Origin of the sequence: Pseudomonas corrugata (genome assembly GCF_001269905.1) — a bacterium.
GTDB classification, from domain to species: Bacteria; Pseudomonadota; Gammaproteobacteria; order Pseudomonadales; family Pseudomonadaceae; genus Aquipseudomonas; species Aquipseudomonas corrugata.
Genome location: NZ_LHVK01000006.1, coordinates 23601 through 49898, shown reverse-complemented (window position 1 = coordinate 49898; position 26298 = coordinate 23601). Strand labels below are relative to the sequence as shown.

The 26298-nt window shown below is 59.8% G+C and carries 24 protein-coding genes and 3 tRNA genes; 11 read left to right on the top strand and 16 right to left on the bottom strand.

The window, feature by feature from the left end:
- Positions 1 to 86: 86 nt before the first annotated feature.
- Complete coding sequence (locus tag AD665_RS08435) at positions 87 to 524, top strand: Lrp/AsnC family transcriptional regulator (protein ID WP_024780014.1); 438 nt, start codon at positions 87 to 89, stop codon at positions 522 to 524.
- A 41-nt stretch (positions 525 to 565) separates the two neighbouring features.
- On the opposite strand, the gene AD665_RS08430 is transcribed toward AD665_RS08435, so the two are convergent.
- Both AD665_RS08430 and AD665_RS08425 read right to left on the bottom strand, forming a co-directional pair.
- Positions 566 to 1906, bottom strand: a complete 1341-nt coding sequence (locus AD665_RS08430; protein ID WP_024780013.1) for a hypothetical protein — start codon at positions 1904 to 1906, stop codon at positions 566 to 568.
- A gap of 378 nt (positions 1907 to 2284) precedes the next feature.
- Positions 2285 to 2956 carry a Bax inhibitor-1/YccA family protein gene (locus AD665_RS08425; RefSeq protein WP_024780012.1) on the bottom strand — a complete coding sequence of 224 codons (672 nt, stop codon included), beginning with the start codon at positions 2954 to 2956 and terminating at the stop codon, positions 2285 to 2287.
- Positions 2957 to 3079: 123 nt separating this feature from the next.
- On the opposite strand from AD665_RS08425, the gene AD665_RS08420 reads away from it, so the two are divergent.
- The 3 genes from AD665_RS08420 (at position 3080) to AD665_RS08410 (ending at position 6199) form a co-directional block, all read left to right on the top strand.
- Positions 3080 to 3167: transfer RNA gene (locus AD665_RS08420), tRNA-Ser, on the top strand.
- Between the two features lie 121 nt (positions 3168 to 3288).
- On the top strand, positions 3289 to 4143 hold the full coding sequence (locus AD665_RS08415; protein ID WP_024780011.1) for a prohibitin family protein: 855 nt from the start codon (positions 3289 to 3291) through the stop codon (positions 4141 to 4143).
- A gap of 262 nt (positions 4144 to 4405) precedes the next feature.
- Positions 4406 to 6199, top strand: coding sequence for a DAHL domain-containing protein (locus tag AD665_RS08410; RefSeq protein WP_024780010.1), 1794 nt, complete (start codon positions 4406 to 4408; stop codon positions 6197 to 6199).
- A 209-nt stretch (positions 6200 to 6408) separates the two neighbouring features.
- On the opposite strand, the gene AD665_RS08405 is transcribed toward AD665_RS08410, so the two are convergent.
- Both AD665_RS08405 and AD665_RS08400 read right to left on the bottom strand, forming a co-directional pair.
- Positions 6409 to 6600 (bottom strand): hypothetical protein, encoded by a 192-nt coding sequence (locus tag AD665_RS08405; RefSeq protein WP_024780009.1) that lies wholly within the window; start codon positions 6598 to 6600, stop codon positions 6409 to 6411.
- An 87-nt stretch (positions 6601 to 6687) separates the two neighbouring features.
- Complete coding sequence (locus AD665_RS08400) at positions 6688 to 7587, bottom strand: polysaccharide deacetylase family protein (protein WP_024780008.1); 900 nt, start codon at positions 7585 to 7587, stop codon at positions 6688 to 6690.
- A gap of 235 nt (positions 7588 to 7822) precedes the next feature.
- On the opposite strand from AD665_RS08400, the gene AD665_RS08395 reads away from it, so the two are divergent.
- The 3 genes from AD665_RS08395 (at position 7823) to AD665_RS27340 (ending at position 8709) form a co-directional block, all read left to right on the top strand.
- A complete protein-coding gene (locus AD665_RS08395; RefSeq protein WP_024780007.1) occupies positions 7823 to 8077 on the top strand; it encodes a DUF6555 family protein in 255 nt (84 codons plus the stop codon).
- A 149-nt stretch (positions 8078 to 8226) separates the two neighbouring features.
- Positions 8227 to 8457 (top strand): hypothetical protein, encoded by a 231-nt coding sequence (locus tag AD665_RS08390; RefSeq protein ID WP_024780006.1) that lies wholly within the window; start codon positions 8227 to 8229, stop codon positions 8455 to 8457.
- 87 nt (positions 8458 to 8544) lie between these two features.
- Entirely contained in the window at positions 8545 to 8709 is a 165-nt protein-coding gene (locus AD665_RS27340; RefSeq protein ID WP_155514779.1) for a hypothetical protein, read from the top strand.
- Here AD665_RS27340 and AD665_RS08385 read toward each other — a convergent pair.
- Both AD665_RS08385 and AD665_RS08380 read right to left on the bottom strand, forming a co-directional pair.
- Complete coding sequence (locus AD665_RS08385) at positions 8706 to 8933, bottom strand: PLD nuclease N-terminal domain-containing protein (protein ID WP_024780005.1); 228 nt, start codon at positions 8931 to 8933, stop codon at positions 8706 to 8708. The two genes, AD665_RS27340 and AD665_RS08385, sit on opposite strands and share 4 nt — an antisense overlap.
- Before the next feature lie 196 nt (positions 8934 to 9129).
- The gene (locus AD665_RS08380; protein ID WP_024780004.1) at positions 9130 to 9315 is read right to left on the bottom strand and encodes a hypothetical protein; all 186 of its coding nucleotides are present in this window, start codon (positions 9313 to 9315) and stop codon (positions 9130 to 9132) included.
- 279 nt (positions 9316 to 9594) lie between these two features.
- Here AD665_RS08380 and AD665_RS08375 point away from each other — a divergent pair, with 279 nt between their 5' ends.
- Entirely contained in the window at positions 9595 to 9957 is a 363-nt protein-coding gene (locus tag AD665_RS08375; protein WP_024780003.1) for an NUDIX hydrolase, read from the top strand.
- Positions 9958 to 10037: 80 nt separating this feature from the next.
- Here AD665_RS08375 and AD665_RS08370 read toward each other — a convergent pair.
- Together AD665_RS08370 and AD665_RS08365 are read right to left on the bottom strand one after the other, a co-directional pair.
- Positions 10038 to 10124 (bottom strand) — tRNA-Leu (locus AD665_RS08370).
- A gap of 197 nt (positions 10125 to 10321) precedes the next feature.
- Positions 10322 to 10395 (bottom strand) — tRNA-Cys (locus AD665_RS08365).
- Positions 10396 to 10750: 355 nt separating this feature from the next.
- Here AD665_RS08365 and AD665_RS08360 point away from each other — a divergent pair.
- From AD665_RS08360 to AD665_RS08350, 3 genes are all read left to right on the top strand, one after another.
- A complete protein-coding gene (locus AD665_RS08360; RefSeq protein WP_053191702.1) occupies positions 10751 to 11578 on the top strand; it encodes an SRPBCC family protein in 828 nt (275 codons plus the stop codon).
- The gene (locus tag AD665_RS08355; protein ID WP_053191700.1) at positions 11578 to 12750 is read left to right on the top strand and encodes a zinc-dependent alcohol dehydrogenase; all 1173 of its coding nucleotides are present in this window, start codon (positions 11578 to 11580) and stop codon (positions 12748 to 12750) included. The genes AD665_RS08360 and AD665_RS08355 overlap by 1 nt, the downstream gene beginning before the upstream one ends.
- A 158-nt stretch (positions 12751 to 12908) precedes the next feature.
- Positions 12909 to 13688 (top strand): TSUP family transporter, encoded by a 780-nt coding sequence (locus AD665_RS08350; RefSeq protein ID WP_024780000.1) that lies wholly within the window; start codon positions 12909 to 12911, stop codon positions 13686 to 13688.
- On the opposite strand, the gene nudC is transcribed toward AD665_RS08350, so the two are convergent.
- The 8 genes from nudC to AD665_RS08310 form a co-directional block, all read right to left on the bottom strand.
- Positions 13656 to 14486 (bottom strand): NAD(+) diphosphatase, encoded by an 831-nt coding sequence (nudC, locus tag AD665_RS08345; RefSeq protein ID WP_024779999.1) that lies wholly within the window; start codon positions 14484 to 14486, stop codon positions 13656 to 13658. The genes AD665_RS08350 and nudC overlap by 33 nt on opposite strands.
- A gap of 6 nt (positions 14487 to 14492) precedes the next feature.
- Entirely contained in the window at positions 14493 to 15305 is an 813-nt protein-coding gene (locus AD665_RS08340; protein WP_024779998.1) for a crotonase/enoyl-CoA hydratase family protein, read from the bottom strand.
- A gap of 271 nt (positions 15306 to 15576) precedes the next feature.
- Entirely contained in the window at positions 15577 to 17052 is a 1476-nt protein-coding gene (locus tag AD665_RS08335; protein WP_024779997.1) for an efflux transporter outer membrane subunit, read from the bottom strand.
- Complete coding sequence (locus AD665_RS08330; protein ID WP_053191697.1) at positions 17049 to 20153, bottom strand: efflux RND transporter permease subunit; 3105 nt, start codon at positions 20151 to 20153, stop codon at positions 17049 to 17051. Before AD665_RS08330 ends, AD665_RS08335 begins: the two co-directional genes overlap by 4 nt.
- A 181-nt stretch (positions 20154 to 20334) precedes the next feature.
- A complete protein-coding gene (locus AD665_RS08325; RefSeq protein WP_024779995.1) occupies positions 20335 to 23430 on the bottom strand; it encodes an MdtB/MuxB family multidrug efflux RND transporter permease subunit in 3096 nt (1031 codons plus the stop codon).
- Positions 23427 to 24743: an MdtA/MuxA family multidrug efflux RND transporter periplasmic adaptor subunit gene (locus tag AD665_RS08320; protein WP_053191695.1), complete on the bottom strand. Its 1317-nt coding sequence runs from the start codon at positions 24741 to 24743 to the stop codon at positions 23427 to 23429. The genes AD665_RS08325 and AD665_RS08320 overlap by 4 nt, the downstream gene beginning before the upstream one ends.
- Before the next feature lie 190 nt (positions 24744 to 24933).
- Positions 24934 to 25434: a thiol peroxidase gene (gene tpx / locus AD665_RS08315; RefSeq protein WP_024779993.1), complete on the bottom strand. Its 501-nt coding sequence runs from the start codon at positions 25432 to 25434 to the stop codon at positions 24934 to 24936.
- Between the two features lie 104 nt (positions 25435 to 25538).
- Positions 25539 to 26210, bottom strand: a complete 672-nt coding sequence (locus AD665_RS08310; protein WP_053191694.1) for a DUF3313 domain-containing protein — start codon at positions 26208 to 26210, stop codon at positions 25539 to 25541.
- Positions 26211 to 26298 lie beyond the last annotated feature (88 nt).

Here is a 26298-nt window from a genome sequence, read left to right as displayed (position 1 = left end):
GGCTTCTCCATGGTTTGAAAAAGGCTAAACTGGCATTCGACCTTTTTTTTCAAGGCAACTTCAGCCAATCGCCTAACGGAGTCGAGATGACCGACGATATTGACCAGATTCTCATCAGCGCGTTGATGGAAGACTCACGGCGCTCGCTCAAGGCCCTGGCGAACCTGAGCGGCCTCTCCTCGCCCAGCGTGGCCGAGCGCCTGCGGCGGCTTGAGGAACGCGGCGTGCTCAGGGCCTATACCGTTGAGGTAGACCCGAAGTGTTTCGGCTACCAACTCCAGGCCATTGTCCGTATCCGCCCGTTACCGGGGCAGTTACAGGAAGTGGAACGGCAGATCCAGGCCATCGCCGAATTTACCGAATGTGACAAGGTGACCGGCGACGATTGCTTCATTGCCCGGCTGCACGTTCGCTCGATGGAACAGTTGGATACGGTGCTGGACAAGCTCAACGTCCTTGCCGAAACCAATACTGCCATCGTCAAGAAGACCCCGGTCAAGCGGCGCCTGCCACCGATGGCCTGAGTCGGATCCGGCCTCGGCGACGGACCGAGGCCGGGCTCACGTCATTCCGGTTCCGGGCTGCGTTGTACCTTGTGCACCTGCTCCTCGGGCACATTACTCTCTTTCATCAACGTAAGTGGCTGTGCCTTGTCGCACACATTTTTCTTGTCCGCATAAACCCCGCTGAGGTTGCACTTCCAGTTATAGAAGTTGGCCAGGGCACCGGACAACTGCAAGCTGTAGTCGGTGCTTTGTGCGCTCGGTGTAAAAGGCTGTCCGGCCGGAATATTCTGGAACCACTGCATCCAGACATCACCCCCGACCGGCGGCGGATTGGCCTGGAACGTCGGGTTCATCAGCGCCCGTTGCTGGTATTCCGCGGTCATGTGGCAGCTCGTGCAGGACGCTTGGGGATTGTCCACCGGACCATTGAGGCGCCCGTTCCACCCCAGATGGGTCGGCGGCAGTTCCTTGGTATTGGCATTGATTGCGGTCTGCTTCAACGCCTTGTTGATTTTGGTTTCGGTTGGTGTTGGGTTGGTGAAAGCATGGCCGTTCTCCTGGGGATCGTTCCCCCACATGATTCCCACCGGCACCAGGTTGTCCCAATTCGCTTTACCGGTAATGGCGCCGTTGTATTGGAAGGTTCCGAAGAGCCAACCGGTATCGCTCACCCGGGTGTCGCGCACAGCAATGTCCATCTGTATCAGCGCAACATTGGTCACGGCACGGCTTGTCGAGGTGAACGTCTTGGCGGTGTAAGCCTTCCACAGCAATGGGTTGGCCAGGAACGGCACCGTACTGACATCGATATCGGCAAACAGCGCCTTGCACACGACCGTGCCGTTACCAAAGCCCTTGGGTTTGGAGGTGTAGCTCGGATCGGGGTTCTGCGGGTCTTTCCAGACCTGGCCAATGGTGTAGGCCCCTATGTCATTGTAGATACCCACCGCATAGGTCTGCCCGCTGCCGGTTTGCGTACTCGCCAACTGCTGGGGCTGGATTGGCGCCTCCTTGGTAAGCCCGTGAATGCCCTCGCGGCCATTGAGACCGTAATGCTGCCAAGGCATGTGGTACCACTGGCGAACCTTGTTCTTCTGCACATTCCAGCCAATGCCGATATTGCCCTCCAGGCAGTATTTCTTCGCCTCGTTCATATACGGGCGCCAGGTTTCAAAGTCGTTGGAGAATGTCTTGGGTAGCTGCTTGAAGAACGCCGGCATCGAAGATGCGCCCGGCGCCATGGTGGGATAGTTCTGACTGAGCTGGAAAAGCTCTCCAGAGTAGTCACTTTTTGGGGGGGCATAGCCAAAATCAGGGAAGATTCCGGCGTGGGCGCTGGTCACGGACATCGCGCCTGCCAGGATCAGAAATGCAGCGGCTTTTCCTTGAGGATGGGTCATCAGATATCTCCTTATAGGGAAGCGCCCTCTCATCGGCCTCCTGACCGATGCGCAGGACCTCCTTCTGTTTCCAGGCGGCACGGCGCCAAGCCCGTCACGGTCCACTTTCAATAGTTGTCAGTTAGCTCCTTCGGCTTGAGGCCGGGCACGGTCGGTCCAGGCTCGGTCGCCGAACACAAGTGCCTCAACGGTTGATGCGAGACTGCGCATGGCCAAACGGTCCATTTCACCTTCCTGGCAATACCGCTCCCTTGCCCTAGGTGTAGATCATTTTTTTGAAGCCGCCATCACATAGCGGCACTTTCAAGGCAATTAGCCACAACACAAACCGCGGGCGAAAAAAAGCCCGCCGAAGCGGGCTTTGGGTAGCGTATGCAATCAGTCGTCGCGGCCCATCAGGCCAAACAACTGCAACAGGCTGATAAACAGGTTGTAGATCGATACATACAGGCTGATGGTGGCCATGATGTAGTTGCGCTCGCCGCCATGGATGATGGCGCTTGTCTGGTACAGGATCATCAGCGCGGAAAACAATACGACACCTGCGCTGATCGCCAATTGCAGACCGCTGATCTGGAAGAAGAAGCTGACCAGCATCGCCCCAACCAGTACAAAGAAACCGGCGGTGAGGAAGCCCCCCAGGAAGCTCATGTCCTTGCGGGAAATCAGTACATAGGCCGACAGCCCACCGAACACCAGCGCGGTCATGGCAAAAGCCGAGCTGACCAGTTCAGCACCGCCCTGCATCTTGAGGTAAAGGTTGAGGATCGGGCCAAGTATGAAACCCATGAAGCCGGTCAGGGCGAACGCCGAAACCAGGCCCCAGCCCGAATCGCGAAGTTTGTTGGTCAGGAAGAAAAGCCCATAGAAGCCGATCAGCACCACGAACACGTTCGGGTAGCCGACATGCATCTGCTGGGCGACGTAAGCCATCACACCGCTGAAAGCCAGCGTGAGTGCCAGCAAGCCATAAGTGTTGCGCAGGACGCGGCTAACCTCTAGCTGCTCGGCCTGCACGCTGTTGTTCACTGCGTAATCCTGTTCGCGCATGGCGACACTCCTCCGGTTTGAAACATTCAGTGGTAAGGATCATAACAGACGCCCTGTAACAAGCTACGCAGAGAGTTTGACAGTGTGTTTCATTCGGGTATTATGGCGCCCGCAACGCAATACGGAGGTGTGGCCGAGTGGTTTAAGGCAACGGTCTTGAAAACCGTCGACTGTAACAGGTCCATGAGTTCGAATCCCATCGCCTCCGCCATATTTGTACGTTAAAGCCCTGATAATTCAGGGCTTTTTCGTGTCTGGCGTCCAGAAAGCGGCCGTCGACTTCAGTACCGGACAAGGCGCATCGCGCGCAGCCCTCACTCAAGGAAAGAACAGTGACCCGCAAAACCATCGGCTCTCTCGTTGCAGCAATCATGGCCATCGTCCTGTTATGCGTATTCTTTGGCAGCTGGTACACGGTCGACGAAACCGAGCGCGGCGTACTTCTGCGCAACGGCGCGCTGGTCGGAGTCGTGGAGCCAGGATTGTCGTTCAAGGCGCCCTTCATCGAATCCGTGCGCCTGATCAGCGTACAAAGCCAGGTCACTTCCTATGAAGACCTCCAGGCCTACAGCAAGGATCAACAGTCCGCCCAGCTCAAGGTGTCGGTGTCCTGGCACATAGCCCCGGCGGACGTGGCGAAGGTCTACAGCCAGTTCAAGGATATCGAAGGTATTCGCGACCGGATGATCAGCCGGCAAGTGCCGACCCAGGTAGAAAACGTGTTCGGCAGGTTCAATGCCGTGGCCGCTGTGCAGAACCGCGTCCAGCTGGTCAACGATATCTCGAGCGCCATCAAGTCCACCATCACCGGCCCTGTGATCATCGACAGCGTCCAGGTTGAGAACATCGATTTCAGTGACGCCTACGAGAAAGCGATCGAAGCGCGCATGGCAGCGGAAGTCCAGGTCAAGACCCGCGAGCAACAGCTCGCCACTGAGCAGGTCCAGGCACAGATTCGCGTGACCCAGGCCCAGGCGGAAGCCGACTCGCAGATCGCCCAGGCGAAGGCGGATGCATTGGCCACCGAATTGCGCGGCAAGGCCGAAGCCGAGGCGATCAAGGCTCGGGCTCAGGCGCTGGCCAGCAACCAGAACCTGGTGGAACTGACCAAGGCCGAGCGCTGGAACGGAGTCCTGCCGACCACCGTGCTGCCCGGTGGCACCCTGCCCTTTATCGACACCAAGTGATTCTGCGGCGCGGCCCGCCATGGCCGCGCCTGTTTCCCAGCAGGAACATCGCCCCGTTCCCCGTTAGCGCTACACTGGCCTGAATGACGAACCCACAGTTCATCGTTAGCAGGGAGCTCAACGTGTACCCAGGCATAAACAGGCCAGCGCGCCATCCCATCCGATCCATACAGCTTCAGCTCATCGTCCCACCCCCTGAAAACCTTGCCCGATCCGGAAGCCCGGCGAATCCGTCGATCAACATCCCGGACAGGAGAACAGCGTGACCACAATTATCCAAAAATATAAGTGGCCTGCCTTGTTGGCTGTCGCGCTGGCCGTTTTCTCGGCCTTGATATTCTTTCTGATCAAGTCGTATACGTACGACACCACAACCTACTTCGAATCTCGTGATTTCATCCGGCAACTCAAACAGTCCGACGCCAACTGGAACGTCAAGATTCTGAGGAAGAAGATCGGCGTCAATAACAACCTGTCGCTGGCGCCGCCGCCGGAAGCGGGCAGTCGATGGGAGCAACTGGAACAGCTCAACAACGCAGGCCCCTTGGCCGCACTTTGGAACTCCAGGCGCCAGGGTTATGTCGACGCGATCAAGAACAAGACCCTGCTGGTAGAAGAGTTCGAACAGCACAATGCTAGCTTGCGTACAGCCCTGGATGCGTTGCCCACGGCCGAGGATGACATTCAGGCACTGCTCAAGACGTTGAACATCGGCAGTGCGACGGAGCGTCTGACAGCTGCCTCCAATGTCCTTGAACTGACCTTGACGACCCTGGAGTACGCGGCGTATGTCACATCAGACAAAGCCAGGCAGATAGAGAGTCAATTGGACGAGCTGAAGAACTACATCCAGCAGTTGCCCGCCTCCTACCAGCCTCCCTTTATCACGCTGACGCAGCATGTCCGGTCGATTATCGAGGAGCAGCCGATCGTCAATGATCTGCTTGACCGCATCAACGTGATTCCGGTGGCCCAGGAGCTGGATAACATCAATGAACTGTTGAATGAGACACAGCGCCGGACAGCTGAAACAGAACGTCAATATCACATCTACCTGGGCGTGTGCGCCACGCTCATGGCGTTGCTGATGATCTACCTGGCCGTACGATTGGTGCGCAGCTACGCCGTCATCAACCTGATCAACCAGGCGTTGCAGTCGTCCAATGAACGACTGGAGGAACGGGTCGAAGAGCGCACTCGTGAACTGATGGAGGCCGAGCGTGAGCTCGTGGACGCGGCGCGAATGGCGGGCATGGCCGAGATCGCCACCAACGTACTGCACAACGTCGGGAACGTGCTTAACAGCGTGAACATTTCCGCGGAGCTCGTTACCCGCAAATTGAAGAACAGCAAGACACTGGGACTCGGAAAAGCGGTCAATATGATGAATGAACACGCCGGCGACCTGGGCCAGTTCATTACCCTCGATGAGAAGGGCAAGTTGCTCCCCCGTTACTTCAACGAACTGGTCGATTCCATCGCCGCCGAGCAAGCATTGCTCATCGATGAACTGGCGCAGCTGACCAAGAGCGTCGACCACATCAAGGAAATTGTCACCACACAACAATCCTATGCCGGGGCGGCACGGCTGATCGAACCGCTCAATGTCAGTGACTTGTTCGAAGATGCATTACGTATGAACTCGGGTGCGCTGAGCCGGCACCACGTCACTGTCATCAAGGAATATCAAGACACGCCCATGATCCTGGGCGATAAACACAGGCTGCTGCTGGTTCTGATCAACCTGATCAGTAATGCAAAGTTCGCAATGTCCCATGTGCCCGAACCACGGGAGATGACCCTGGGCATACGGATCATCGACCGGACAACGCTATGCCTCAGCGTCAAGGATCTAGGTGAAGGTATTGCCCCCGATAATCTGGCCCGCATCTTCAATCACGGATTCACGACTCGCAAGGATGGCCATGGGTTCGGTTTGCACAGCTGCGCCTTGGCAGCAGTCGAGATGAATGGCCGTCTCCATGTCCATAGTGACGGACCTGGTCAAGGCGCCCTCTTCACGCTGGAGATTCCGCTGGAACTGGCGCAGCCCTGAGCAAGGCGAACATCGTTGGTGGACGTGCCGACGCCATCGCGAGCAAGCCCGCTCCCACAGGTCTTGCTGGCAAACACAGCTGGTGTGATCACTCGGAATACTTGTGGGAGCGAGCCTGCTCGCGATGGCGTTGGCTCAGTTGCATCGAGGCTGGATCTGCCGATGCCTTCGCGGGCAGCCCGTTCCCACGGGGTTAGCGTCCGCCGCGGTTATTTGGCGTTCGTCGCCCGCGCCTCGCGGTCTCTCCTGGTCGGCAACGCCGCGGCGTAAGCCAGTGCTTCTTCACGCGAAGCGAAGGAACCCAACCGGTCAGCCTGGGTACAGACTCTCCATGGGCCGCTGTTTACGCTGAGAACGTCATAACCGTTGATGTGCATTTTCGTCAGCATTGCGGTACTCATCGTCACCTCCTCCGGTAGGACCAAGGGTTACATCGCCTACCTTACACTCAGTTGCGCCGTAGAGACGACCGAACGTCGCCACATCCTTCAGTGCGAATCCGAGTCCCAAAGCCAATCCCACAGGCCGGGCAAGCGCACCGGCTGGCCGCTTTCCTTGACCGTACGCGCCATGGCCGCCCGCGTCAGCGCCTGGCGATCGTCATAGAATGGCTTGGCGTCGGTCCTCACGCCCGTAACCCTGGCGCTGTCGATCAGGATCTGCAGGTATTCCCGGGCGTGTCGAGCGGTATAGCGATTGAGATCGTGGAACGTCACAACCACCGGAATCACGCCATCGACTGCAGGCAATTGCCCGGCCGCGATGCGCTCGCGCACTTCGGAGAGCTGGCGGACCAGGTTGATCCGTCGTCGCGGACTGACGGTAATCCCCCAGATCTTGCCGTCGTTGGCACTCAGGTCGGTGAGCAGTACATGCATGCCATGCCGTTGGTAGGCCGCGAACGTGCGCCGGTCATAACTCCAGAACGGCGGCCTTACCAGGGTCGGCGCCGCACCGGTGATGGCAGCAATGTCGGTTCCACCGTCGATGAGCGACTGTTCCAGGTCCTCGGGACTCAGGGAGCGATGATTGGTGTGCCAATGGGTGGCCGTATGAAAACCCAGTACGTGACCTTCGCTTTGCTCACGATGCATCACCGAGCGGCCGATATCGCTATCGCCGGCGCGCCAGGCACGGGTCTGGACAAAGAATACTGCCTTGATCCCGGGTTGGACCGGGTTCTGTGCAAGGGCATCCAATACGTCAATGCTCGGGTTCCAGAAGGAGGATGCGCTCGGACCGTCATCGAAGGTCAGCAGGAAACGGATCGGGGGTTGTTCACGCAAACGTTGCTCGGTTTGCGCAGTCAATTCGATGGGTGAGCCGATGCACCCCGACAAACCGCTGGCGATGACCGCAATGACCAGCGCCCTGGCGATGTTTTTCATGTTCTGCCTTTAGGTAATACCGCACTGCTACGCCTCCGCTCCCTGGCGCATGATGTTTGAAGCCCACCTTGGAGAAGGTTAACCGGGTTTGGTTCCTGGCGGTGAGCACTGCTTCGTCTCGCTTGTCATTGACCAGGCCTGGCGCCTGACCGGTCTATTTCGACCGTCCGGAAATTGGATTGAATTTTCCGAACGCCTCCGCATCCATCCGTATAGGACTAATTAGGGAGGATTTATGGGCGGGCCATCGCTTTACATCATCGATTACATGCTCCATGGCGAGCCCAAGTCATTCATCATTCGAGCCGAAGCGATGAATAACTCCGAAGCTTGGCATTGGGCCAGTTGCGACGCAGGTGTCGGGCGCATACCCAAATTCGGGAGGGAGAAAGTCAAGCGGGTTACCAAACCCCTTGCGGAAAAATATGGCATCACCGACGTGCGCTGGCGAGCGAGCGTCGCGCCCACCTGGATCAAGGAGTCCGGCTGATTTCGTGACCTTCATCATTCGGCGCCGGCTACCCGCCGGGCGCCGTATCCCCCGGCAAACCGGCAATAACTGAACTACGCTTAAACGACAGTACGACCCGTCTGCGGCGGGTTTCGTGCTGCCTCATCAACCCTGAATGGAGGTGTGACATGTCTGAAAAAGAGTCCATCACCACCCTGCTCACCCTGCTGGAATCGCGCCAGACCCGCCTGACGGCGGCTTGCAAGGAAATTGCCGACTGGGTCGACCACAATGGCGGGCACCCGACTGCCATGCGTATCCGGGATCGCCTGAACGATATCGATAAAGACGTTCCATCGATCCAGCACGCACTGTCATCCCTCAAGCCCATTGAACGGCCTTTGCCCAAGTTCCGCTAGCGCTTTGCGTCAGCCCAGCTTCTCCTGAGTTCTACCGGCTGGAAAGCCGATGGAATGCGGAATTCTATTGCACCTCGAAATTGATAGATGCAGAAAACCGCGAAAAGGAGCGCCACCAGCAAAGACAGCGGCGGTGGCTCGGTCAACATTCCCGATCATGCGCAAATCATCTGGTATTACCATCGCGTCGAGCCACTGCAACAAGCACAAAAAGACTGTGAAAGCACCGGCGGCCGCTGGCAGAACCGTTAGCCTTTGCTGTGCTCCGGCGAGGAGGGCCCTTCCTTGATCCCCCTTGGCCCGGCAACGCCCCAGATGATCAAACCCAGCACCGGCAGAATGATCAGCAACAAGGCCCAACCCGCCTTGGTCCCGGCCGACTTGTCACTACGAAACACGCTGACGATCGCCCACAAATCCACGAGCAATAGAAGCACCGCGGCAGCAATCCAGAAATAACTGGCTAATTCAGACATGGCCCAATCCTCCTGACGGTCTCTTGGCGCTGTACGAAAAGTCTTGAGACGAAGGTCAGGCTGTTTTCAACGCAGCATGAACGAGTATCAAGGTTTTTCGTACAGAGCCTGGTGGCCGGTACGAATCAGCCACACAGGTCACTGTTGATTAGGCACAGGCTCTCCGGGTCGGTTCAAAGAATCTGGCTCGGCAGGTCTAGGCGCGCTCGTTCATATAACCGACCCATCGCTCATAAGCTTCGTGCTGACGCCTTACGGCTTCTTCCCAAGCGTCCCCGGACATCTGATGGGCACAAATGAGCGTCATCATCTCCGATGTCGCCGAGTCGAGCTCCACCAGGAGCTCATGGGATTTGACTTTGAAATCTTCAACAGTAGTCATCTTTCCTCTCTCCCCCACTGCCCAGGGGTCGGCCATCCACCCAAGATGGATACCTATTTTCGGATCTGATTCATTTTTGGCGATGGCCGGTCATGAATGCAGGCAAGGTCGGGAAAACCGACAGATGACGAATCAAAGCACAAAATGAAGTTCAGTCTTTTCCGCAGCGCTGCGGTCGTAAGGGTATGAGCCTATATATGTTGCTGGAACTGACGATGACGGGGCTTTAATATTTCATTTATATTTCACTTTAATGACAGTCACTGAACGAGCGTGCCCATGAAAATTCGAGCGACCGTCATCTGCGAGGAAAATCGCCATATTTTGCTGGTGCGCAAACCCAATAGCCGTTGGGCCTTGCCAGGCGGCGCCGTCGAACACGGGGAAAGCCATGCCGATGCCGCCTTCAGAGAACTTGCAGAAGAAACTGGCTTGGGCGCCGAAAACCTGTTGTACCTGATGCGCCTCAGCGACGGCGATACCCTGCATCATGTATTCGAGGCCTCAGTCAGCGACATCGGGGCGGCCAGGCCACAGAATGAAATCAGTGATTGCCTCTGGTATCCGCTGGACACCATTGCGCAATTGCAGATGAAAAAGGGGATGCGGGAAATACTTGAGGCCTTCAGGCGGCGGCTATGAGGGCGGCCCGCACTCTCGGGAGACTGAGGTGCAAACAAAAAGGGTTGCCTGAGATACCTCACGCAACCCTTTGTTTTATATGGTGCCCGAAGCCGGAATCGAACCGGCACGCCCTTACGAGCGGGGGATTTTAAGTCCCATGCGTCTACCAGTTTCGCCATTCGGGCGGTAGCGCGGCCAAGCCTCCAGTAAACGGCGGATCAGAAGATCCGGCAGTATCGAGGCTGGTACAGCAGAGGGACGAAATATATACATCCCTCCTCGACGAAGCAAGGTTGCCCATGTCGTTTTCAAGACAAAAAGCTTCATTGCCCTAGAAAGAAAAAAGCTCTGTAAATCATCGATCTACAGAGCTTTTTTATAGTGGAGGCCGAAGTCGGAATCGAACCGGCGTAGGTGGATTTGCAATCCACTGCATAACCATTTTGCTATTCGGCCTCAAAACGCCTGATGCAATGAAACCACATCAACCGTGTACTAACCTGATCTGGAGAAAATCGCTGACTAAGCGCTATCTCCTTGAAAACGTTAGGTTTTTTTACGCCCCAACGCATTCGATGGGCGCAATTATGTACTCATTTGCCAAAGCTGACAACCCCTTGATTTCAAAAAAAAATCGTCCTGTGGGCCAGCCTTTCTCATCTCGTTTCCCAAAGCCATGCACCGTGCAGTGAAGCCTTCGACCACCCCGGAAGAGAATCCGACTCATCGGAAACCCGAGATGACGATGGAACAACCACAGCCGCGGCGGCTCATTCCTTATGTCGCCTCTGGATTGATAAGGAGCAGCATCATGACTGAACGCCCACCACTGGTAGCGGGCCGGGCTGCGGTGCCGAGTCCCTCGCACCCCAATCTCGGTATGCCGGAGCGTGCAGTTTCACTATTGGCGGGCACCCTGCTGATCGCCACCGGGTTGCGCCAGGGCGGACTCAGGGGTTGGCCTCAGGTTCTGCTGGGGGCTTGCGCGGCCTGGCGCGCTTACTCAGGCGCGTGCCGGGTCAAGCAAGCGCTCACCCACAGCCCGTTCGAGCAGGCTTTCGAACAGGATCGGGGGTGGGATTCAAGCAAAGTGATCTCCCGCAGCATCACGATCGGTAAACCCAGGGAGGGAGTCTTCGCGTTCTGCCGCAATCCGGCCAACCTGGGCGCTCTGGTACCTTGGGTCGATACCATCGAGCAGACCGGTGAGCGCACCTACCGCTGGGAGGTCCATGGCCCGAGGGACAAGATCTTGCACTGCGATCTTGAGCAGAGCGAACCCAAGGAAGGTCGCAAGTTGCACTGGGTGGTCACACCGGGCACCCGGTTCAAACACGATATCCAGATGCATTTCAGCGATGCGCCGACGGGCCGGGGCACGCAGATCAAGATCATCGTAGCCTGCCAGCCCTGCTTTGGCGCTGCCGGCTATGCCTTGGCCGCCGCCATCTCCAGGTTCTCGGATAAAGCCTTGCTGCACCTGCTGCGCAGCATCAAGCAGCAATTGGAAACTGGCGAAGTGATCACCAACAGGATCCGGCCCCGCGGCGAGAAGGATTTTCTGTTCATCCACCCGGCGAGCTCCGCCACTCCATCAACCGGTCCGTCACCCACGCCTATCAATGGAGGAGCTGCCTGATGCGCGCATTGACTTGGCAAGGCCCCAACAAACTGCAAGTCGAAACCGTCGATGATCCCTCCATTCTCAGTCCCCGGGATGCCATTGTGCGGGTGACGCTGTCGTCGGTATGCGGTTCGGACCTGCACTTGCTGGGCGGCTATGTACCGTCTATGCAAGCCGGCGACATCATCGGCCATGAATTCATGGGCGAAGTGGTGGAAACCGGTTCGGCCATCACGCAGTTCAAGAAAGGTGACCGGGTCGTCACCGTGTCGATCCTCGGTTGCGGCGAATGCGAGCATTGCCAACGCGCGGATTTTTCCTGCTGTGACAACTCCAACCCCAACCCCTGCATGACGGACATCGCCTACGGCCAGCCGGCGTGCGGCATCATCGGTTACAGCCACGCCTTCGGCGGTTTTGCGGGTAGCCATGCAACGTACATCCGCGTGCCGTTCGCCGATACCAATCTGTTCAGCGTCCCCGAAGGAGTCAGCGACGAGCAGGCCGTATTCGTCTCTGATGCAGTGCCCACCGGCTTTTTCGCCGCCGATAACGCCAACATCCAGCCTGGTGACACTGTGGCGGTCTGGGGCTGCGGTGGGGTCGGATTGATGGCGATTTCCAGCGCCTATCTGCTGGGGGCCGAACGGGTGATTGCCATCGATCGCTTCCCCGACCGGTTGCGCCTGGCCGAAGAAAAGGCCGGTGCGATTGCCCTCAATTACGAAACCACAGACGTGCATGCCGCCTTGCTGGAACTTACTGGTGGCCGCGGCCCGGATCGCTGTATCGACTGCGTAGGCATGGAGGCCCACGGCACCGAGATCGATTATTACTACGGCAAGACCAAGCAGATGATGCGCCTGCACACCGAGCGCGGGACGGTGTTGCGTCAGTCGATCCGAGCCTGTCGCAAGGGCGGCACCGTGTCGGTAGTCGGGGTGTATGGTGGCCTGCTGGACAAGTTTCCAATGGGCGCCATCGTCAACAAGTCCCTGACCCTGCGCGCGGGCCAGCAACCGGGGCAGCGATATGTGACGCGGCTGTTCGACTACATCCAGAACGGGCAACTGGACCCTTCCTACTTGCTCACTCACCCCATGGGGCTGGAACAGTCGGTGGAGGGTTATGCGATGTTCAAGAGCAAGCGTGAAAACTGCTTGCGCGCGGTGTTTCGGCCGGAGTGATTGGGCGACGAGGGGAGATTGCTTAGCCCAGCAAGAGCAGGCTCCCTCATCACGAAGTGCGCGGTGTCTTCATCCCGGAGTCGCAGCCCAGAGCCATTATGGGTACTATACCGGCCTTCCCCGCAGCCCTTCTGCGACCTGCCGAATAAGCCCTCTCGATGCCTTTTGAACTCAGCGTTGACCTCACTACCCTCGCCATTCTTACCGTTGTCGCGTTCCTGGCCGGTTTCATCGATGCCATCGCCGGTGGCGGTGGCTTGCTGACTACCCCGGCACTGCTGACCGCCGGCCTGCCACCGCACTTGGTCCTGGGAACCAACAAGCTCAGCGCGACCTTCGGCTCGGCTACGGCCAGTTTCACCTTCTACAAGCGCAAGCTGTTCGATCCAGGACAATGGACCCATGCGTTGGTCGGCACGCTGGTCGGCGCCTTGAGCGGCGCCATCGTCGCTCATTACCTGCCTGCTGAATGGCTGAACAAGATGCTGCCGGTCATCGTTTTCGCCTGTGGCCTGTACCTGTTGTTCGGCGGCACGCCCAAGGCGCCGCTGGACAGCGACGCGCCGATCAGAAAGAAATGGCAATCGCCCCAGGGGTTTGCCCTGGGCTTCTATGACGGCGTGGCCGGTCCCGGCACGGGCGCATTCTGGACCGTCAGCAGCCTGCTGCTCTACCCCATCGATCTGGTCAAGGCCAGCGGAGTGGCCCGCAGCATGAACTTCGTCAGCAACATCGCGGCGCTGGTGGTGTTCATGTTCTCGGGGCAAGTGGACTGGATCATCGGCCTGTGCATGGGTCTATCGGTGATGATCGGCGCGTTCTTCGGCGCCCGCACCGCCATCAGTGGCGGTGCAAAGTTCATCCGGCCGGTGTTCATCACCGTGGTGTTGGGTCTGACCGTGCGCCTAGCCTGGCAGCACTGGTTCGGCATGGCCTAAGCGCCGCGCCACATAAAGGTCGATCAGGTAACGCGCAATGGAGCGCGAAGCCGGCAAAGGAGGCAAGTCGTGGATGTTGAACCACTGGGCGTCCTCGATTTCCTCTTCCTGGCACACAATGTCGCCACTGGCGTACTCAGCGTGGAAGCCCAGCATCATTGAATGCGGGAACGGCCAGCATTGGCTGCCCATGTACTGGATATTCTTCACTTCTATGCTGACTTCCTCGCGCACCTCGCGAACCAGGCACTCCTCGGCCGACTCGCCCGGTTCGGCAAACCCGGCCAGGGTGCTGTAGACCCCCGTGACGAAGCGAGGCGAACGGGCAAGCAGGACTTCATCACCGCGGGTGATCAGCACGATCATGCTCGGTGAAAGCCGCGGGTAGTGCCTCAGGTCGCACTCATCGCAATACATCGCCCGCTCCAACGGAATCTGGCCCATGCGCGTGCCGCAACTGCCGCAGAAACGGTGTTCACGGGCCCAGGTGCCGATCTGCGCCGCATAGCTCAGCACCTTGAACAGGGTGTGATCGTCTTCGAGCATGAAGGCCCGCAGGCCTTTCCAGTTGCAACCGGGAATGTCCTGCGGGGCGTGCAACTCGAATAAATAGACCGGCTCGCCATCCAGGTGGCCGATGCCATGCTCGGCGAGGCCCGACAAGTCCTGGCGCTTGAGCCATTCGCGGGGAAACAATGCGCCGTTATCATCGAACAAAAAGCCTTCCGGGCTGCGAACCACGGCCCAGCCGCCGGGAAGATCGGTATCGAGTACTGCGGTGGTCCAGCGTGAAATCATCGTCAGTCAATCCAGAAATTCGGGTTTCTGTTTACTCATATGGGCGGCCATGGCCACGCGCAAGTCGGTCGATTGCAACATGGCGGCGTTCCAGGTAGCGACGTATTCGAGCCCGTCGTCAATGCGGTGGTCGCGCATGTAGCTGATCATTTCCTTGGTGCCGGTGATGGCTATCGGCGACTTGGCGGCGATTTCCCGAGCGATGCCCATCACGCCGTCCAGGAGGCTGGCGGTATCGCTGTAGACACGATTGACCAGGCCGATACTGCGCGCTTCGTCGGCACCGAACGTACGCCCCGTATAAGCGAGTTCACGCAGCATGCCGTCACCGATGATCCGGGGCAAGCGTTGCAATGTGCCAACATCGGCCGCCATGCCGATATCGATTTCCTTGATGGAGAACTGGGCATCTTCGGCGGCGTAGCGCATGTCGCAGGCGCTGATCAAGTCGATGGCACCGCCCAGGCAATAGCCCTGGATCGCGGCCAGTACGGGCTTGCGGCAGTTGTCCACGGCGTTGAACGAGGCTTGCAGCTGCAGGATCTTGCGCCGCAGCAGGCGGGCATTGCGGCCGACGTCCTTGCCCAGCTCATTGGCCACGCCGGCCAGCATCATCAGGTCTATCCCAGAGGAAAAATGCTTGCCTGCGCCGCTCAGAACCACTACCCGCACTTCGTCGGTGTCGTCGATCCACTGGAATATCTCGACGATCTCGCTCCAGAACGCGGCGTTCATCGCATTGATCTTGTCCGGGCGATTGATCTGCACATGGGCGATGTTGTCTGCAAGTTCAACGGTGAACGCTTGGTACTGCGACATGGCAGTGATCCTTTACCGGCTGAAAAGAAGCTTGAACTATAACAAGCCATTGAGACAGGTCGTAGGCAGTGCATCGGCCAAAAGCAGGACCTGGTTGCATGATTGAAAACGATCGGCAGTCACTGGACCATGGACTTGAATCTGTAGGAGCAAAGCTTGCTCGCGATGGGGTCGGCAGCCTCAACATCCCGGGAGGCTGGTCCACAGCTATCGCGAGCAAGCTTTGCTCCCGCAGTTGTTCTCCAGAACTATCTCCTGCTGCGAGCTCTGATCACTCGTCCGCCTCCACCTGCCCATCCCACCCCCCGCCCAACGCCGCGATCAACTGCACGCTGGCGATCAACCGGCTCTGCTGCAGGCTGAGCACACTGCGCTCGTTGCTCAGGGCGGTGGCCTGGACGGTCACCACGTCAAGGTAGGCAATCAGCCCGGCCTTGTACTGGTTCTGGGTCAGGCGCAACGATTCGCGCGCGGCATCGAGGGCTTCCTGGCGCACGCGGGCTTCGTCTCCCAGCACCTTGAGCTGGATCATGTAGTTTTCCACCTCGCGGAACCCGTCGAGCACGGTCTGGCGGTAGGTGGCGACGGTCTGGTCGTAGGCCGCGACGCTACGGTCGACCTCCGCCGAACGCTGACCGCCGTCGAACAACGTCATGGCCAGTTGCGGCCCCACCGACCAGAAGCGATTCGGTACGCTGATCCAGTTGTCGTAGGTACTGCTGCTGTAGCCGCCGCTCAGGCTCAGGGTCAGGTCCGGGTAATAAGCCGCCTTGGCCACGCCGATATTGGCGTTGGCGGCCATCACCGAGCGCTCCGCCGAGGCGATGTCGGGTCGCCGTTCGAGCAGCTGCGATGGCAGTGCCACCGGGATCTGTGGCAATGACGGGATGTCCTGGGTTTCCGCCAGGCTGAACTCGGCCGGAGGCAAGCCCATCAGCACGGCGATGGCGTTTTCGAACTGGGCACGTTGCCAGATCAGGTCGATCAGGTCGCCCTGGGTGGTCTTGAGCTGGTTTTGCGCCTGAGCCACCGCATCCTTGCCGGACACCCCGGCGCGATATTGGTTTTCGGTCATCTTCAGCGAACGCTGATAGTTCTCCAGGGTGGCCTGCAGCAGACGTTTCTGCTGATCGATCACCCGCAATTGCAGGTAGTTCTGCACCAGTTCCGATTGCTGGCTCAGGCGCATGGCAGCCAGGTCGGCGAAACTGGCCTGGGCACTGGCTTCATTGGCTTCCAGGGTGCGCCGCAGTTTGCCCCAGACGTCGGCTTCCCAACTGACCCCTGCCTGAGCGCTGTAGGTGTCGCGGATACCGCTGGACGAGCTGCTCAGGCTCGAACTGCTGCTGCCGGTGCCTTGGCTGGAGCGGTTCTTGCCGACGGTCAGGTCCACCGAGGGAAAGAACGCCCCCCGGGCACTGCGCGCCAATGCCTGGGCTTGACGGTACTGGGCTTCGGCCTGGGCCACGGTCTGGTTGGAGGTATTGAGTTTTTCCACCAGGCCATTGAGCTGTGCGTCTCCGTACAATTCCCACCAGGCACCACGAGCGAGGGCGTCGCTGGGGTTGGCCTGGCGCCAGCCCTGGGCCTCCTTGTACTGCGCCGGCGCGGCGGCCTGCGGGCGCTGATAATCCGGGCCAATCGCACAGGCGCTGAGCATGGCCACGCACAGCGCCAGGCTCAGTGCCCGCGAGCCACGGGCAGTCGCCAGCGGTGCGACAAGGTTGAAAAACGAACGGTCGGTCATAGCGGAGTTTCCAGGGCAGCATCGGTGCGCACACCGCGCCAGCGGTTGAAGCGATGGCGCAGCTTGTCGAGATAGAGGTAGACCACCGGAGTGGTGTAAAGCGTCAGGACCTGACTGAACACCAGCCCGCCGATGATGGTCAGGCCAAGCGGCTGGCGCATTTCCGAACCTTCGGCGCCGCCGATCAACAGGGGCACGGCACCGAGGATGGCCGCCAGCGTGGTCATCAGGATCGGCCGCAAGCGCAGCAGGCAGGCGCTGCGGATCGACTCCAGCGGTGCCTGCCCACCCCGCTCCAGCTGCAAGGCCAGATCGATCATCAGGATCGCGTTTTTCTTCACTACGCCAATCAGCAGGAACAGCCCCAGCAGGGAGATCAGGCTGAACTCCCCCCCCAGCACATAGATCGACAGCAGCGCGCCGACCCCGGCCGACGGCAAGGTGGAGAGGATGGTCAGCGGATGAATGTAGCTTTCGTACAACACCCCCAACACCAGGTACACCGCCAACAATGCCCCGAGAATCATGAACGGCTGGCTCTTCTGGGTCGCCGCGAAGGCATCGGCGGTGCCGGCCACTTTCACGATCACATCCTCGGGCATGCCGAGCCTGGCAATGGCCCGCTCGATGGCGGCCGTGCCCTGCTCTACCGTCACCCCTTCGGCCATGTCGAAGGAGATGGTCTCGGAAGCGAACTGGCCTTCATGGCTGACCCGGTCGTCCTCCAGGCTGTTCTCATAATGGGCGATGGCCGACAACGGCACCCGCGCGCCGTTGGCGGTGATCACCTGCACCTGCTCCAGGGTATTCGGGTCCCGGGCGTACTTGGGATTGACCTCCATCACCACCTGATACTGGTTCAGGCTGTCGTAGATGGTCGAAATCTGGCGCTGGCTGTAGGCGTTGTTCAGCACGGCGGTGACCATGTTCATGTCGATGCCCAGGCGCTTGGCCTGATCACGGTCCACCACCAGCGTCACCTGCTGCGCGCCGCCACCGTCCCGGGCATCGATGGCAGTCAGCTCCGGCAAGGTCCTGAAGGCCGCCACGAGCTTGGGATACCACTGGCGCAGGGAGGCCAGGTCGGCACTTTGCAAGATGTAGGAATACTGCGAAGTGGTCTGCTCGCGGCCGCCACCGAATTGCAGGTCCTGATCGGCCATCAGCATCAGTTGGGCGCCAGGCACCTTGGGCATTTCCTTGCGCAAGCGCTCGATGACTTTCTGCGCGGAAATGCTTCGTTCCTTGATCGGCTTGAGGCGCACCAGCATGAACGCGTTGTTGGTGCCGTTGTTGCCGCCAATGAAGCCCGCCACGCTCTGCACCGCGTCGTCCTTGAGCACGGCACGGCGGAAGATTTCCATCTTCGGCTGCATGACGTTGAACGACAGGCCGTCATCGCCGCGCACGAAACCGATCAACTGGCCGGTGTCCTGCTGTGGCATGAAGGTTTTTGGCACCACTACATATAGGGCGACGTTGACACCGATGGTCACCAGCAGGCTCAGCAAGGTCAGGCGTCGATGACGCAGCACCCAGTCCAGGCTGATGGCATAACCGCGAACCATCCAGTCGTTGAGACGCCGGCTCTCACGCTGCAAACGGTTTTCCTGCCCGGACACATGGGGCTTGAGCCAGCGCGAGCAGAGCATTGGCGTAAGCGTCAGGGACACTAGCAGCGAGACCACGATAGCCGCCGCCAGGGTGATGGAAAACTCGCGGAACAGGCTCTCGATGATGCCGCCCATGAACAGGATCGACAGGAACACCGCCACCAGCGAGGCGTTCATCGACAACAGGGTGAAGCCCACCTCCTTGGCACCGCGGTACGCGGCCTTCATCGGCGGCACACCTTCGTCGATGTGCCGGGAAATGTTTTCCAGCACGACGATGGCGTCATCCACAACCAGGCCGGTGGCGAGAATCAGCGCCATCAACGAAAGGTTGTTCAGGGAAAAGCCGTAGAGGTACATCACCGCGAACGTGCCCACCAGCGACACCGGCACCGCCAGGGTCGGGATCAGCGAGGCGCGGACGTTGCCGAGGAACAGGAACACCACCAGCACCACCAGGGCCACTGCAATCAGCAGGGTCATTTCCGCTTCGTGCAGGGTGGCCTTGATCACCGGGGACCGGTCCATGGCCAGGTTCAGCTTGACGCTGGCCGGCAAGACCGCCTGCAACGCCGGCAGTTGCGCCTTGATTTCGTTGACCGTCTCGATGATGTTGGCGCCGGCCTGGCGGTTGATCACCAGCAGCACGGCGGCGTCGTTGTTGAAAAAACCGCTGTTGTAGCGATCCTCGACGCTGTCGGTGACCTTCGCCACGTCCTTGAGGCGCAGCACCGAACCATCCTGATAACGAATGATCAGGGTCTCGTAATCCTTGGCTTTCTCCAATTGGTCGTTGGCCTGGACCTGCCACATGCGTCGGTCGTCCTCGACCGAACCCTTGGGCCGACGCACGTTACTGTTGGCGATCGCCTTGCGCACGTCATCCAGCGCCACGCCGTACTGATTGAGCAATTGCGGCTCCAGTTCGACGCGGACCGCCGGCAGCGAACTGCCGCCGATCTGCACTTCACCGACACCCGACACCTGGGACAGGCTCTGGGACAGGATCGTGGAAGCCAGGTCATAGAGCTGGCCTTTCTCCAATACGTCCGAGGTCAGCGATAGCACCATGACCGGTGCCTGGGACGGGTTGACCTTCTTGTAGGTCGGCATGCTGCGCATGCCGCTGGGCAGCAGGTTGCGCGAGGCATTGATGGCCGCCTGCACTTCCCGCGCCGCGCCGTTGATGTCACGGTCCAGGTCGAATTGCAGGATCACCCGGGTCGAGCCCTGGCTCGAACGGCTGCTCATGGTATTGACCCCGGCGATGGCGCCAAAGGATCGCTCGAGGGGCGTCGCCACCGTCGAAGCCATTACTTCCGGGCTGGCTCCCGGCAAGTTGGCCTGGACCACGATCACCGGGAAGTCCATCTGCGGCAGCGGCGAAACCGGCAGCAGGCCGAAGCACACGCCGCCGAGCAGCATGATCGCGAAGCTCAGCAGCATGGTGGCGACGGGGCGCTTGATGAAGGGGCCGGAGAGGTTCATGGATAGGTGCTCCAGACAACGAATGTCAGGCGAACCGTGTTCTTGTGGCGAGGGGATTCATCCCCGCCTGAGTGCGCAGCGCTCACAAAAGAGGCTGCTGTGCAGCCTGACGGGGATGAATCCCCTCGCCACAAAAAGCTCCCCTGCCCTGGGCGCATGGTGGTCATCGTTCTACAAGCCGTCATGCCTGCACCTCTTTCCCATCAACCCGGGCAAAGCGCCGCCCGAGGCGATCGAAATACAGGTAGATAACAGGCGTGGTAAACAGCGTCAGCACCTGGCTCACCAACAACCCGCCCACCATCACCAGCCCCAGGGGCTGGCGCAGTTCCGCGCCGGAGCCGGTGGCGAGCATCAGCGGTACCGCGCCGAACAGGGCCGCCAGGGTGGTCATCAGGATTGGCCGGAAGCGCAGCAATGCGGCTTGATAGATCGCCGTCTGCGGATCGATCCCTTGGTTGCGCTCGGCATCGAGGGCGAAGTCGATCATCATGATCGCGTTCTTCTTGACGATGCCGATCAACAGGATAATGCCGATGATCGCGATCATGCCCAGGTCGTTGCCACTGAGAATCAACGCCAGCAAGGCACCGATGGCCGCCGAGGGCAAGGTCGAGAGGATCGTGATCGGATGGATGTAGCTTTCGTACAGCACGCCCAGCACGATGTACATGGTCACCACCGCCGCCAGGATCAGCAGCAAGGTGCTGGACAACGAGGCCTGGAACGCCTGGGCCGCGCCCTGGAACTCGGTCTGTACCCCCACCGGCATGCCGATTTCGTGCTGGACCTTCTCGATCACATCCACCCCATGCCCGAGAGCCACGCCGGGCGCCAGGTTAAAGGACATCATCACCGCCGGGAACTGGCCGATATGGGCAATCGCCAACTGGGCCTGACGCTCCTCGACCCGAGCCAGACTCGACAGTCGCACCTGCCCGCCATCGGTGGACTTGACGTAGATCTGGTCCAGAGCCTGGGGACCGATCTTCTCCCCGGCCTGGGCCTGCAGCACCACCCGGTACTGGCTGGCCTGGGTGTAGATGGTAGAAATCTGTCGCTGGCCAAAAGCGTCATACAGCGCATCGGTGATGTTCGACACCGACACGCCCAGGCGTGAAGCCGCGTCGCGGTCGATTACCAGGTAGACCTGAAGGCCCTTGTCCTGCAGATCGCTGGCAACGTCGGTCAGTTCAGGCTGATGGGCCAGGGCTTCCACCAGGCGACCGCTCCAGAGGGTGAGCAATTCGGCGTCCGGTGACGACAGGCTGAACTGATACTGGGTACGACTGACCCGGTCTTCGATGGTCAGGTCCTGTACCGGCTGCATGAACAGGCGGATGCCCACCAGGCGATCCAGTCGCGGTTGCAAGCGGGCAATGATCTCGCTCGCGCTGTCATCCCGTTCGTTATGGGGCTTGAGGTTGATCAGCAGTCGGCCGCTGTTGAGCGTGGCATTGTCGCCGTCCACGCCAATGTAGGAAGACAGGCTCTCCACCGCCGGGTCGGCGAGAATCACCTTGGCCAGTTCTTGTTGGCGCTCGCTCATGGCGGCAAAGGAAATCGACTGCGGTGCCTCGGAAATACCCTGGATCACCCCGGTGTCCTGCACCGGAAAGAAGCCCTTGGGCACGGCCAGGTACAACACCACCGTGAGTACGAGGCTGCCCACCGCAACCAGCAAGGTCAGCGGCTGGTGCTTGAGCACCCATTGCAGCTTGCGGCCATAGGCGGCGATCAGCCAGTCGATCCACGCCCCGCTGGCACGGTAGAAGCGCCCCTGCTCATCCGCCTTGGGCTCACGCTTGAGCAAGCGCGCGCACATCATCGGTGTCAGGGTCAGGGAAACCACCAGGGAAATCAGGATCGCCACCGCCAGGGTAATGGCGAACTCACGGAACAACCGCCCGACTACATCGGCCATGAACAACAACGGGATCAACACGGCAATCAGCGACAGCGTCAGGGAGATCAGCGTGAAGCCGATCTGCTTCGCCCCCTTGAGCGCGGCCTGCAACGGGCTGTCGCCGTCTTCGATGTAACGGGCGATGTTCTCCAGCATGACGATCGCATCGTCCACCACGAAACCGGTGGCAATGGTCAGGGCCATCAACGTCAGGTTGTTGATGGAGAACCCCGCCAGGTACATCACGCCAAACGTACCGATCAGCGACAGCGGCACGGCCACCGACGGGATGATGGTGGCGCTGAAACGACGCAGGAACAGGAACGTCACCATGACCACCAGAGCGACGGCGATCAGCAACTCATGCTGCACGTCGGTGACCGAGGCGCGGATGGTCTGGGTGCGGTCGGTAAGCACAGTAACGTCCAGACCGGCCGGCAGGTTATCGGTGATGCTTGGCAAAAGCGCCTTGATCCGGTCCACCACCTCGATGACGTTGGCCCCCGGCTGGCGCTGGATGTTCAGCAGCACGGCCTGGTTTTCGTTGGCCCAGGCGGCAAGACGCTCGTTCTCGGCGCCGTCGACGATCTGCGCCACGTCCTTGAGCCGCAACGGCGCGCCGTTGGCGTAGGCCAGGATCAGCTCGGCGTAATCCTTGGGCGAGGTCAACTGATCGTTTGCATCGAGCATCGACACCCGGGTCGCGCCATCGAAGTTGCCCTTGGGCTGGTTGACGTTGGAGGCACCGATCAGGGTGCGCACATCCGCCAGATTGAGACCGTTGGCCGCCAGGGCTTCGGGGTTGACCTTGATCCTCACCGCCTGGCGCTGCCCGCCGGCGATGGTGACCATGCCGACACCACTGATCTGGGCGATCTTCTGCGCCATGCGGGTGTCCACCAGGTCGTTGAGCTTGGGCAACAGCATGGTTTTTGAGGTAATTGCCAGGGTCAGCACCGGGGTGTCGGCCGGGTTGACCTTGTTGTATACCGGCGGCGCCGGCAGGTCGGTCGGCAACAGGTTAGTGGCCGCGTTGATAGCCGCCTGCACCTGCTGCTCGGCGACATCCATATTGATCTCGAGATTGAAGCGCAGCGTAATCACCGAGGCGCCACCGGAGCTGGTGGAAGCCATCTGGGTCAGGCCCGGCATCTGTCCGAACTGCCGTTCCAGGGGCGCGGTCACAGCACTGGTCATTACGTCGGGGCTGGCGCCTGGATACAGGGTCATGACGCGGATGGTCGGATAGTCGACCTGGGGCAAGGCCGACACCGGCAGCAACCGATAGGCGATCAGGCCAGCCAGGACGATGGCCAGCATGCTCAGCGTGGTGGCGACCGGGCGCAGGATGAACAGCCGCGAGAGGTTCATGCGTCGCCCTTTTTCGCCTTGTCGGCCACGGCCGGTTCAGCCGGGGCTGCCGCAGGTTTGCCCAGCAGGTGTTCGGTCGGCGTGGTCGGCACGTCCTGGCTGTCGTTGACCACCTCGACTTCGCTGCCTTCCTTCAAGCGGTCAGTGCCTTCGAGCACCACCCGTTCGCCGGCGGCCAGTCCTTCAGTGACCACCGTGTGCTCGCCGTTATTGGCGCCAATCTTGAGTTGCTTGATGGTGACTTTCTTGTCGCCCTCCAGGGCATAAACGAAGGTGCCGTTCGTGCCGAACTGAATGGCAGCGGTCGGCACCAGGACCACATCCCTGAGCGTGTCCGCCAGCAGACGCACGTTGACGAACTGATTGGGGAACAGCGACTGCTCGCGGTTATCGTAGCGCGCCTTGAATTTCAGGGTGCCGGTGGTGATGTCGATCTGGTTGTCCAGGCTTTGCAGAACTCCGCTGGCCTGGAGCTTCACATCGCCACGGTCCCAGGCTTCGACGGGCAGCTTCGCGCCGCTTCGATAGCGGGCGAGGACTGTGTCGAGCTTGTTTTCCGGCAGGGTGAAGACGACGTTGATGGGTTGGGTCTGGGTGATGACGGCAAGGGCCGTGGTGTCGTTGGCCGCCACCAGGTTGCCGATATCCAGTTGCCGCAAGCCGACGCGCCCGGAGATCGGCGCACGGATCCTGGTGAACTCCAGGTTGAGCCTGGCATCGTTGACCGCCGCCTGGTTGGTCTTGACCGTGCCTTGATACTGCCCCACCAGCGCGGCTGCAGTGTCGAGGGTTTGCTTGGCGATGCTGTCCTCGGCATACAGGCCGCGATAGCGTTCTAGATCCACTTGGGCGTTTTTCAACTGGGCCTGGTTCTGCAGCAACGTACCCTCGGCCTGCAGCAAGGCGTTCTGGTAGGGGCGCGGGTCGATCTCGGCCAGCAGATCCCCGGCCTTCACCATCTGCCCTTCTTCGAAGGCGATCTTGACCAGCTCACCACCCACTCGGCTGCGCACATTGATGGTATTGAGCGCCGTGACGGTGCCCAAGGCCTTGTAATACACCGGGAAATCTCCGGTGACGGCGGCCGCCACCCGCACCGGAATCGGCCCCGTCGCACCGCCAAATCCGGGCCGCATGCCGCCCGAACGCCCCATGTGCCCAGCGGCGGCTTTCTGTTCTGCGGTGGACTTGTGATCCGCGCCGGCGGGCCAGAATTTCCAGGCCAGCACCGCGACGACCAACACGATGAACAGGCTGAACAGCCAACGACGGGATTTTCGGGGAGCAGAGGATTGCATGGAGTGATCAACCATTGGGCGCGTGGGCATCTTTTATGGGAGGCTGAACGATAAGCACTGGCGGGTATTTAGCAAAGCGCCTTTACCGGCAATTTACCTTGGGCTTACGTACCGCGTTGCAAGCTAAGCATTTGAAGTACAAACGAAAACGGCCTGGACAGGGCCAGGCCGTTAATATTTGTAATAAATACTCTGATCAGAGCACTTATTTCAGGACAGCGAGCGCAGCATCGTAGTTCGGCTCTTCAGCGATTTCCTTGACCAGTTCGCTGTGCAGCACGGTGTCGTTTTCGTCCAGCACGACCACGGCACGGGCGGTCAGACCCTTCAGCGGGCCATCGGCAATGGCTACGCCGTAGTTCTGGATGAACTCGGCACCGCGCAGAGTGGACAGGTTCTGAACGTTTTCCAGGCCTTCGGCGCCGCAGAAACGCGCCTGGGCGAACGGCAAGTCAGCGGAGATGCACAGCACGACGGTATTGTTCAGCTCGTTGGCCTGGGCATTGAACTTGCGCACGGACGTGGCGCAGGTCGGGGTGTCGACGCTTGGGAAAATATTCAGCACCTTGCGCTTGCCGGCGAAATCCTTCAGGGAGACGTCCGACAGATTGCCGGCAACCAGGGAAAAGGCTGGCGCCTTGGAACCGGCCTGCGGCAACTGGCCATTGACTTGAACCGGGTTGCCTTTGAGGGTGACTTGAGCCATGAACGGATTCCTTCTGACATGTTTGAAAAAGGTCGAGGCCGGAGTTAACCATGAAATGCCGCCGCGACCTATGGCTGGACATAAAAAGTCATGGCTTATCTACGCTACTTGTCCTTGAGCATCAGGAACGACTGGTGCAGATCCGCTGCCCACCCATCGATGACCCCCTTGACGTCATCGGGCTTCATTACCTGGGACTCATTGGACAATGGCTTTCCCGTGCCCTTGCGCACGACCTGGGCGATCACCGCATTGTTACCGCCGTCGAGGAACACTGCCTCGGTGCCCAGCGTGGTTTCCTGGTCGCGAATACCGCTGGCGGTACTGACGGCCGCCGCCACCAGCGCGATCGGAATCACTTCATAAGGCTTCAGGCCCTCGGTCTTGCTGCCGACGGCGGTGATGGCCGCACGCATTACCAGAACCCCGGGCCCCGGACCTGTCGCCAGGGGCAAGGACTTGCCTGCCTCTCGCCTGAGCGCCTGATCATAATACGCGGTGATGCCGGACAACGTGGTCTGGGGAATTTTCACGGTCGGTTGCGGCTTGGGGTACAACTGCGTCGGTTCAATATAGATACGGGTGTATTTGCTCGGTTCGATCCCGGGATCGACCCAACGCATCACATCGGCCCCCGAAGGTGATTTCTCTTCCTTGAGCCGGCTGTAATCCCCCAGGAATCCGGAGTATTGCTCCGGCTGAGTGACTTTGCTGGAACATCCCGCCAAGGTGAGCGAGAAGACACAGGCGATGCCGAGAATGGACACGAACTTCATGCTGTCACTCCTGTAAGCCACACGAGACGGGGCCGGGACTACAGGTATAGCCAATGGATCGAATACGCGCCTGCCAGGTTTCTCCTCG

What these genes read in the sequence shown, in the direction of transcription:
- AD665_RS08350 (WP_024780000.1), top strand. Translation starts at nt 12,909, where the DNA reads ATGCCTTTTGAACTCAGCGTTGACCTCACTACCCTCGCCATTCTTACC.
- AD665_RS08355 (WP_053191700.1), top strand. Translation starts at nt 11,578, where the DNA reads ATGCGCGCATTGACTTGGCAAGGCCCCAACAAACTGCAAGTCGAAACC.
- AD665_RS08330 (WP_053191697.1), bottom strand. Translation starts at nt 20,153, where the DNA reads ATGAACCTCTCCGGCCCCTTCATCAAGCGCCCCGTCGCCACCATGCTG.
- AD665_RS08310 (WP_053191694.1), bottom strand. Translation starts at nt 26,210, where the DNA reads ATGAAGTTCGTGTCCATTCTCGGCATCGCCTGTGTCTTCTCGCTCACC.
- tpx (WP_024779993.1), bottom strand. Translation starts at nt 25,434, where the DNA reads ATGGCTCAAGTCACCCTCAAAGGCAACCCGGTTCAAGTCAATGGCCAG.
- AD665_RS08400 (WP_024780008.1), bottom strand. Translation starts at nt 7,587, where the DNA reads ATGAAAAACATCGCCAGGGCGCTGGTCATTGCGGTCATCGCCAGCGGT.
- AD665_RS08435 (WP_024780014.1), top strand. Translation starts at nt 87, where the DNA reads ATGACCGACGATATTGACCAGATTCTCATCAGCGCGTTGATGGAAGAC.
- AD665_RS08385 (WP_024780005.1), bottom strand. Translation starts at nt 8,933, where the DNA reads ATGTCTGAATTAGCCAGTTATTTCTGGATTGCTGCCGCGGTGCTTCTA.
- AD665_RS08425 (WP_024780012.1), bottom strand. Translation starts at nt 2,956, where the DNA reads ATGCGCGAACAGGATTACGCAGTGAACAACAGCGTGCAGGCCGAGCAG.
- AD665_RS08380 (WP_024780004.1), bottom strand. Translation starts at nt 9,315, where the DNA reads ATGACTACTGTTGAAGATTTCAAAGTCAAATCCCATGAGCTCCTGGTG.
- AD665_RS08325 (WP_024779995.1), bottom strand. Translation starts at nt 23,430, where the DNA reads ATGAACCTCTCGCGGCTGTTCATCCTGCGCCCGGTCGCCACCACGCTG.
- nudC (WP_024779999.1), bottom strand. Translation starts at nt 14,486, where the DNA reads ATGATTTCACGCTGGACCACCGCAGTACTCGATACCGATCTTCCCGGC.
- AD665_RS08375 (WP_024780003.1), top strand. Translation starts at nt 9,595, where the DNA reads ATGAAAATTCGAGCGACCGTCATCTGCGAGGAAAATCGCCATATTTTG.
- AD665_RS08395 (WP_024780007.1), top strand. Translation starts at nt 7,823, where the DNA reads ATGGGCGGGCCATCGCTTTACATCATCGATTACATGCTCCATGGCGAG.
- AD665_RS27340 (WP_155514779.1), top strand. Translation starts at nt 8,545, where the DNA reads ATGCAGAAAACCGCGAAAAGGAGCGCCACCAGCAAAGACAGCGGCGGT.
- AD665_RS08335 (WP_024779997.1), bottom strand. Translation starts at nt 17,052, where the DNA reads ATGACCGACCGTTCGTTTTTCAACCTTGTCGCACCGCTGGCGACTGCC.
- AD665_RS08430 (WP_024780013.1), bottom strand. Translation starts at nt 1,906, where the DNA reads ATGACCCATCCTCAAGGAAAAGCCGCTGCATTTCTGATCCTGGCAGGC.
- AD665_RS08360 (WP_053191702.1), top strand. Translation starts at nt 10,751, where the DNA reads ATGACTGAACGCCCACCACTGGTAGCGGGCCGGGCTGCGGTGCCGAGT.
- AD665_RS08320 (WP_053191695.1), bottom strand. Translation starts at nt 24,743, where the DNA reads ATGGTTGATCACTCCATGCAATCCTCTGCTCCCCGAAAATCCCGTCGT.
- AD665_RS08340 (WP_024779998.1), bottom strand. Translation starts at nt 15,305, where the DNA reads ATGTCGCAGTACCAAGCGTTCACCGTTGAACTTGCAGACAACATCGCC.
- AD665_RS08390 (WP_024780006.1), top strand. Translation starts at nt 8,227, where the DNA reads ATGTCTGAAAAAGAGTCCATCACCACCCTGCTCACCCTGCTGGAATCG.
- AD665_RS08405 (WP_024780009.1), bottom strand. Translation starts at nt 6,600, where the DNA reads ATGAGTACCGCAATGCTGACGAAAATGCACATCAACGGTTATGACGTT.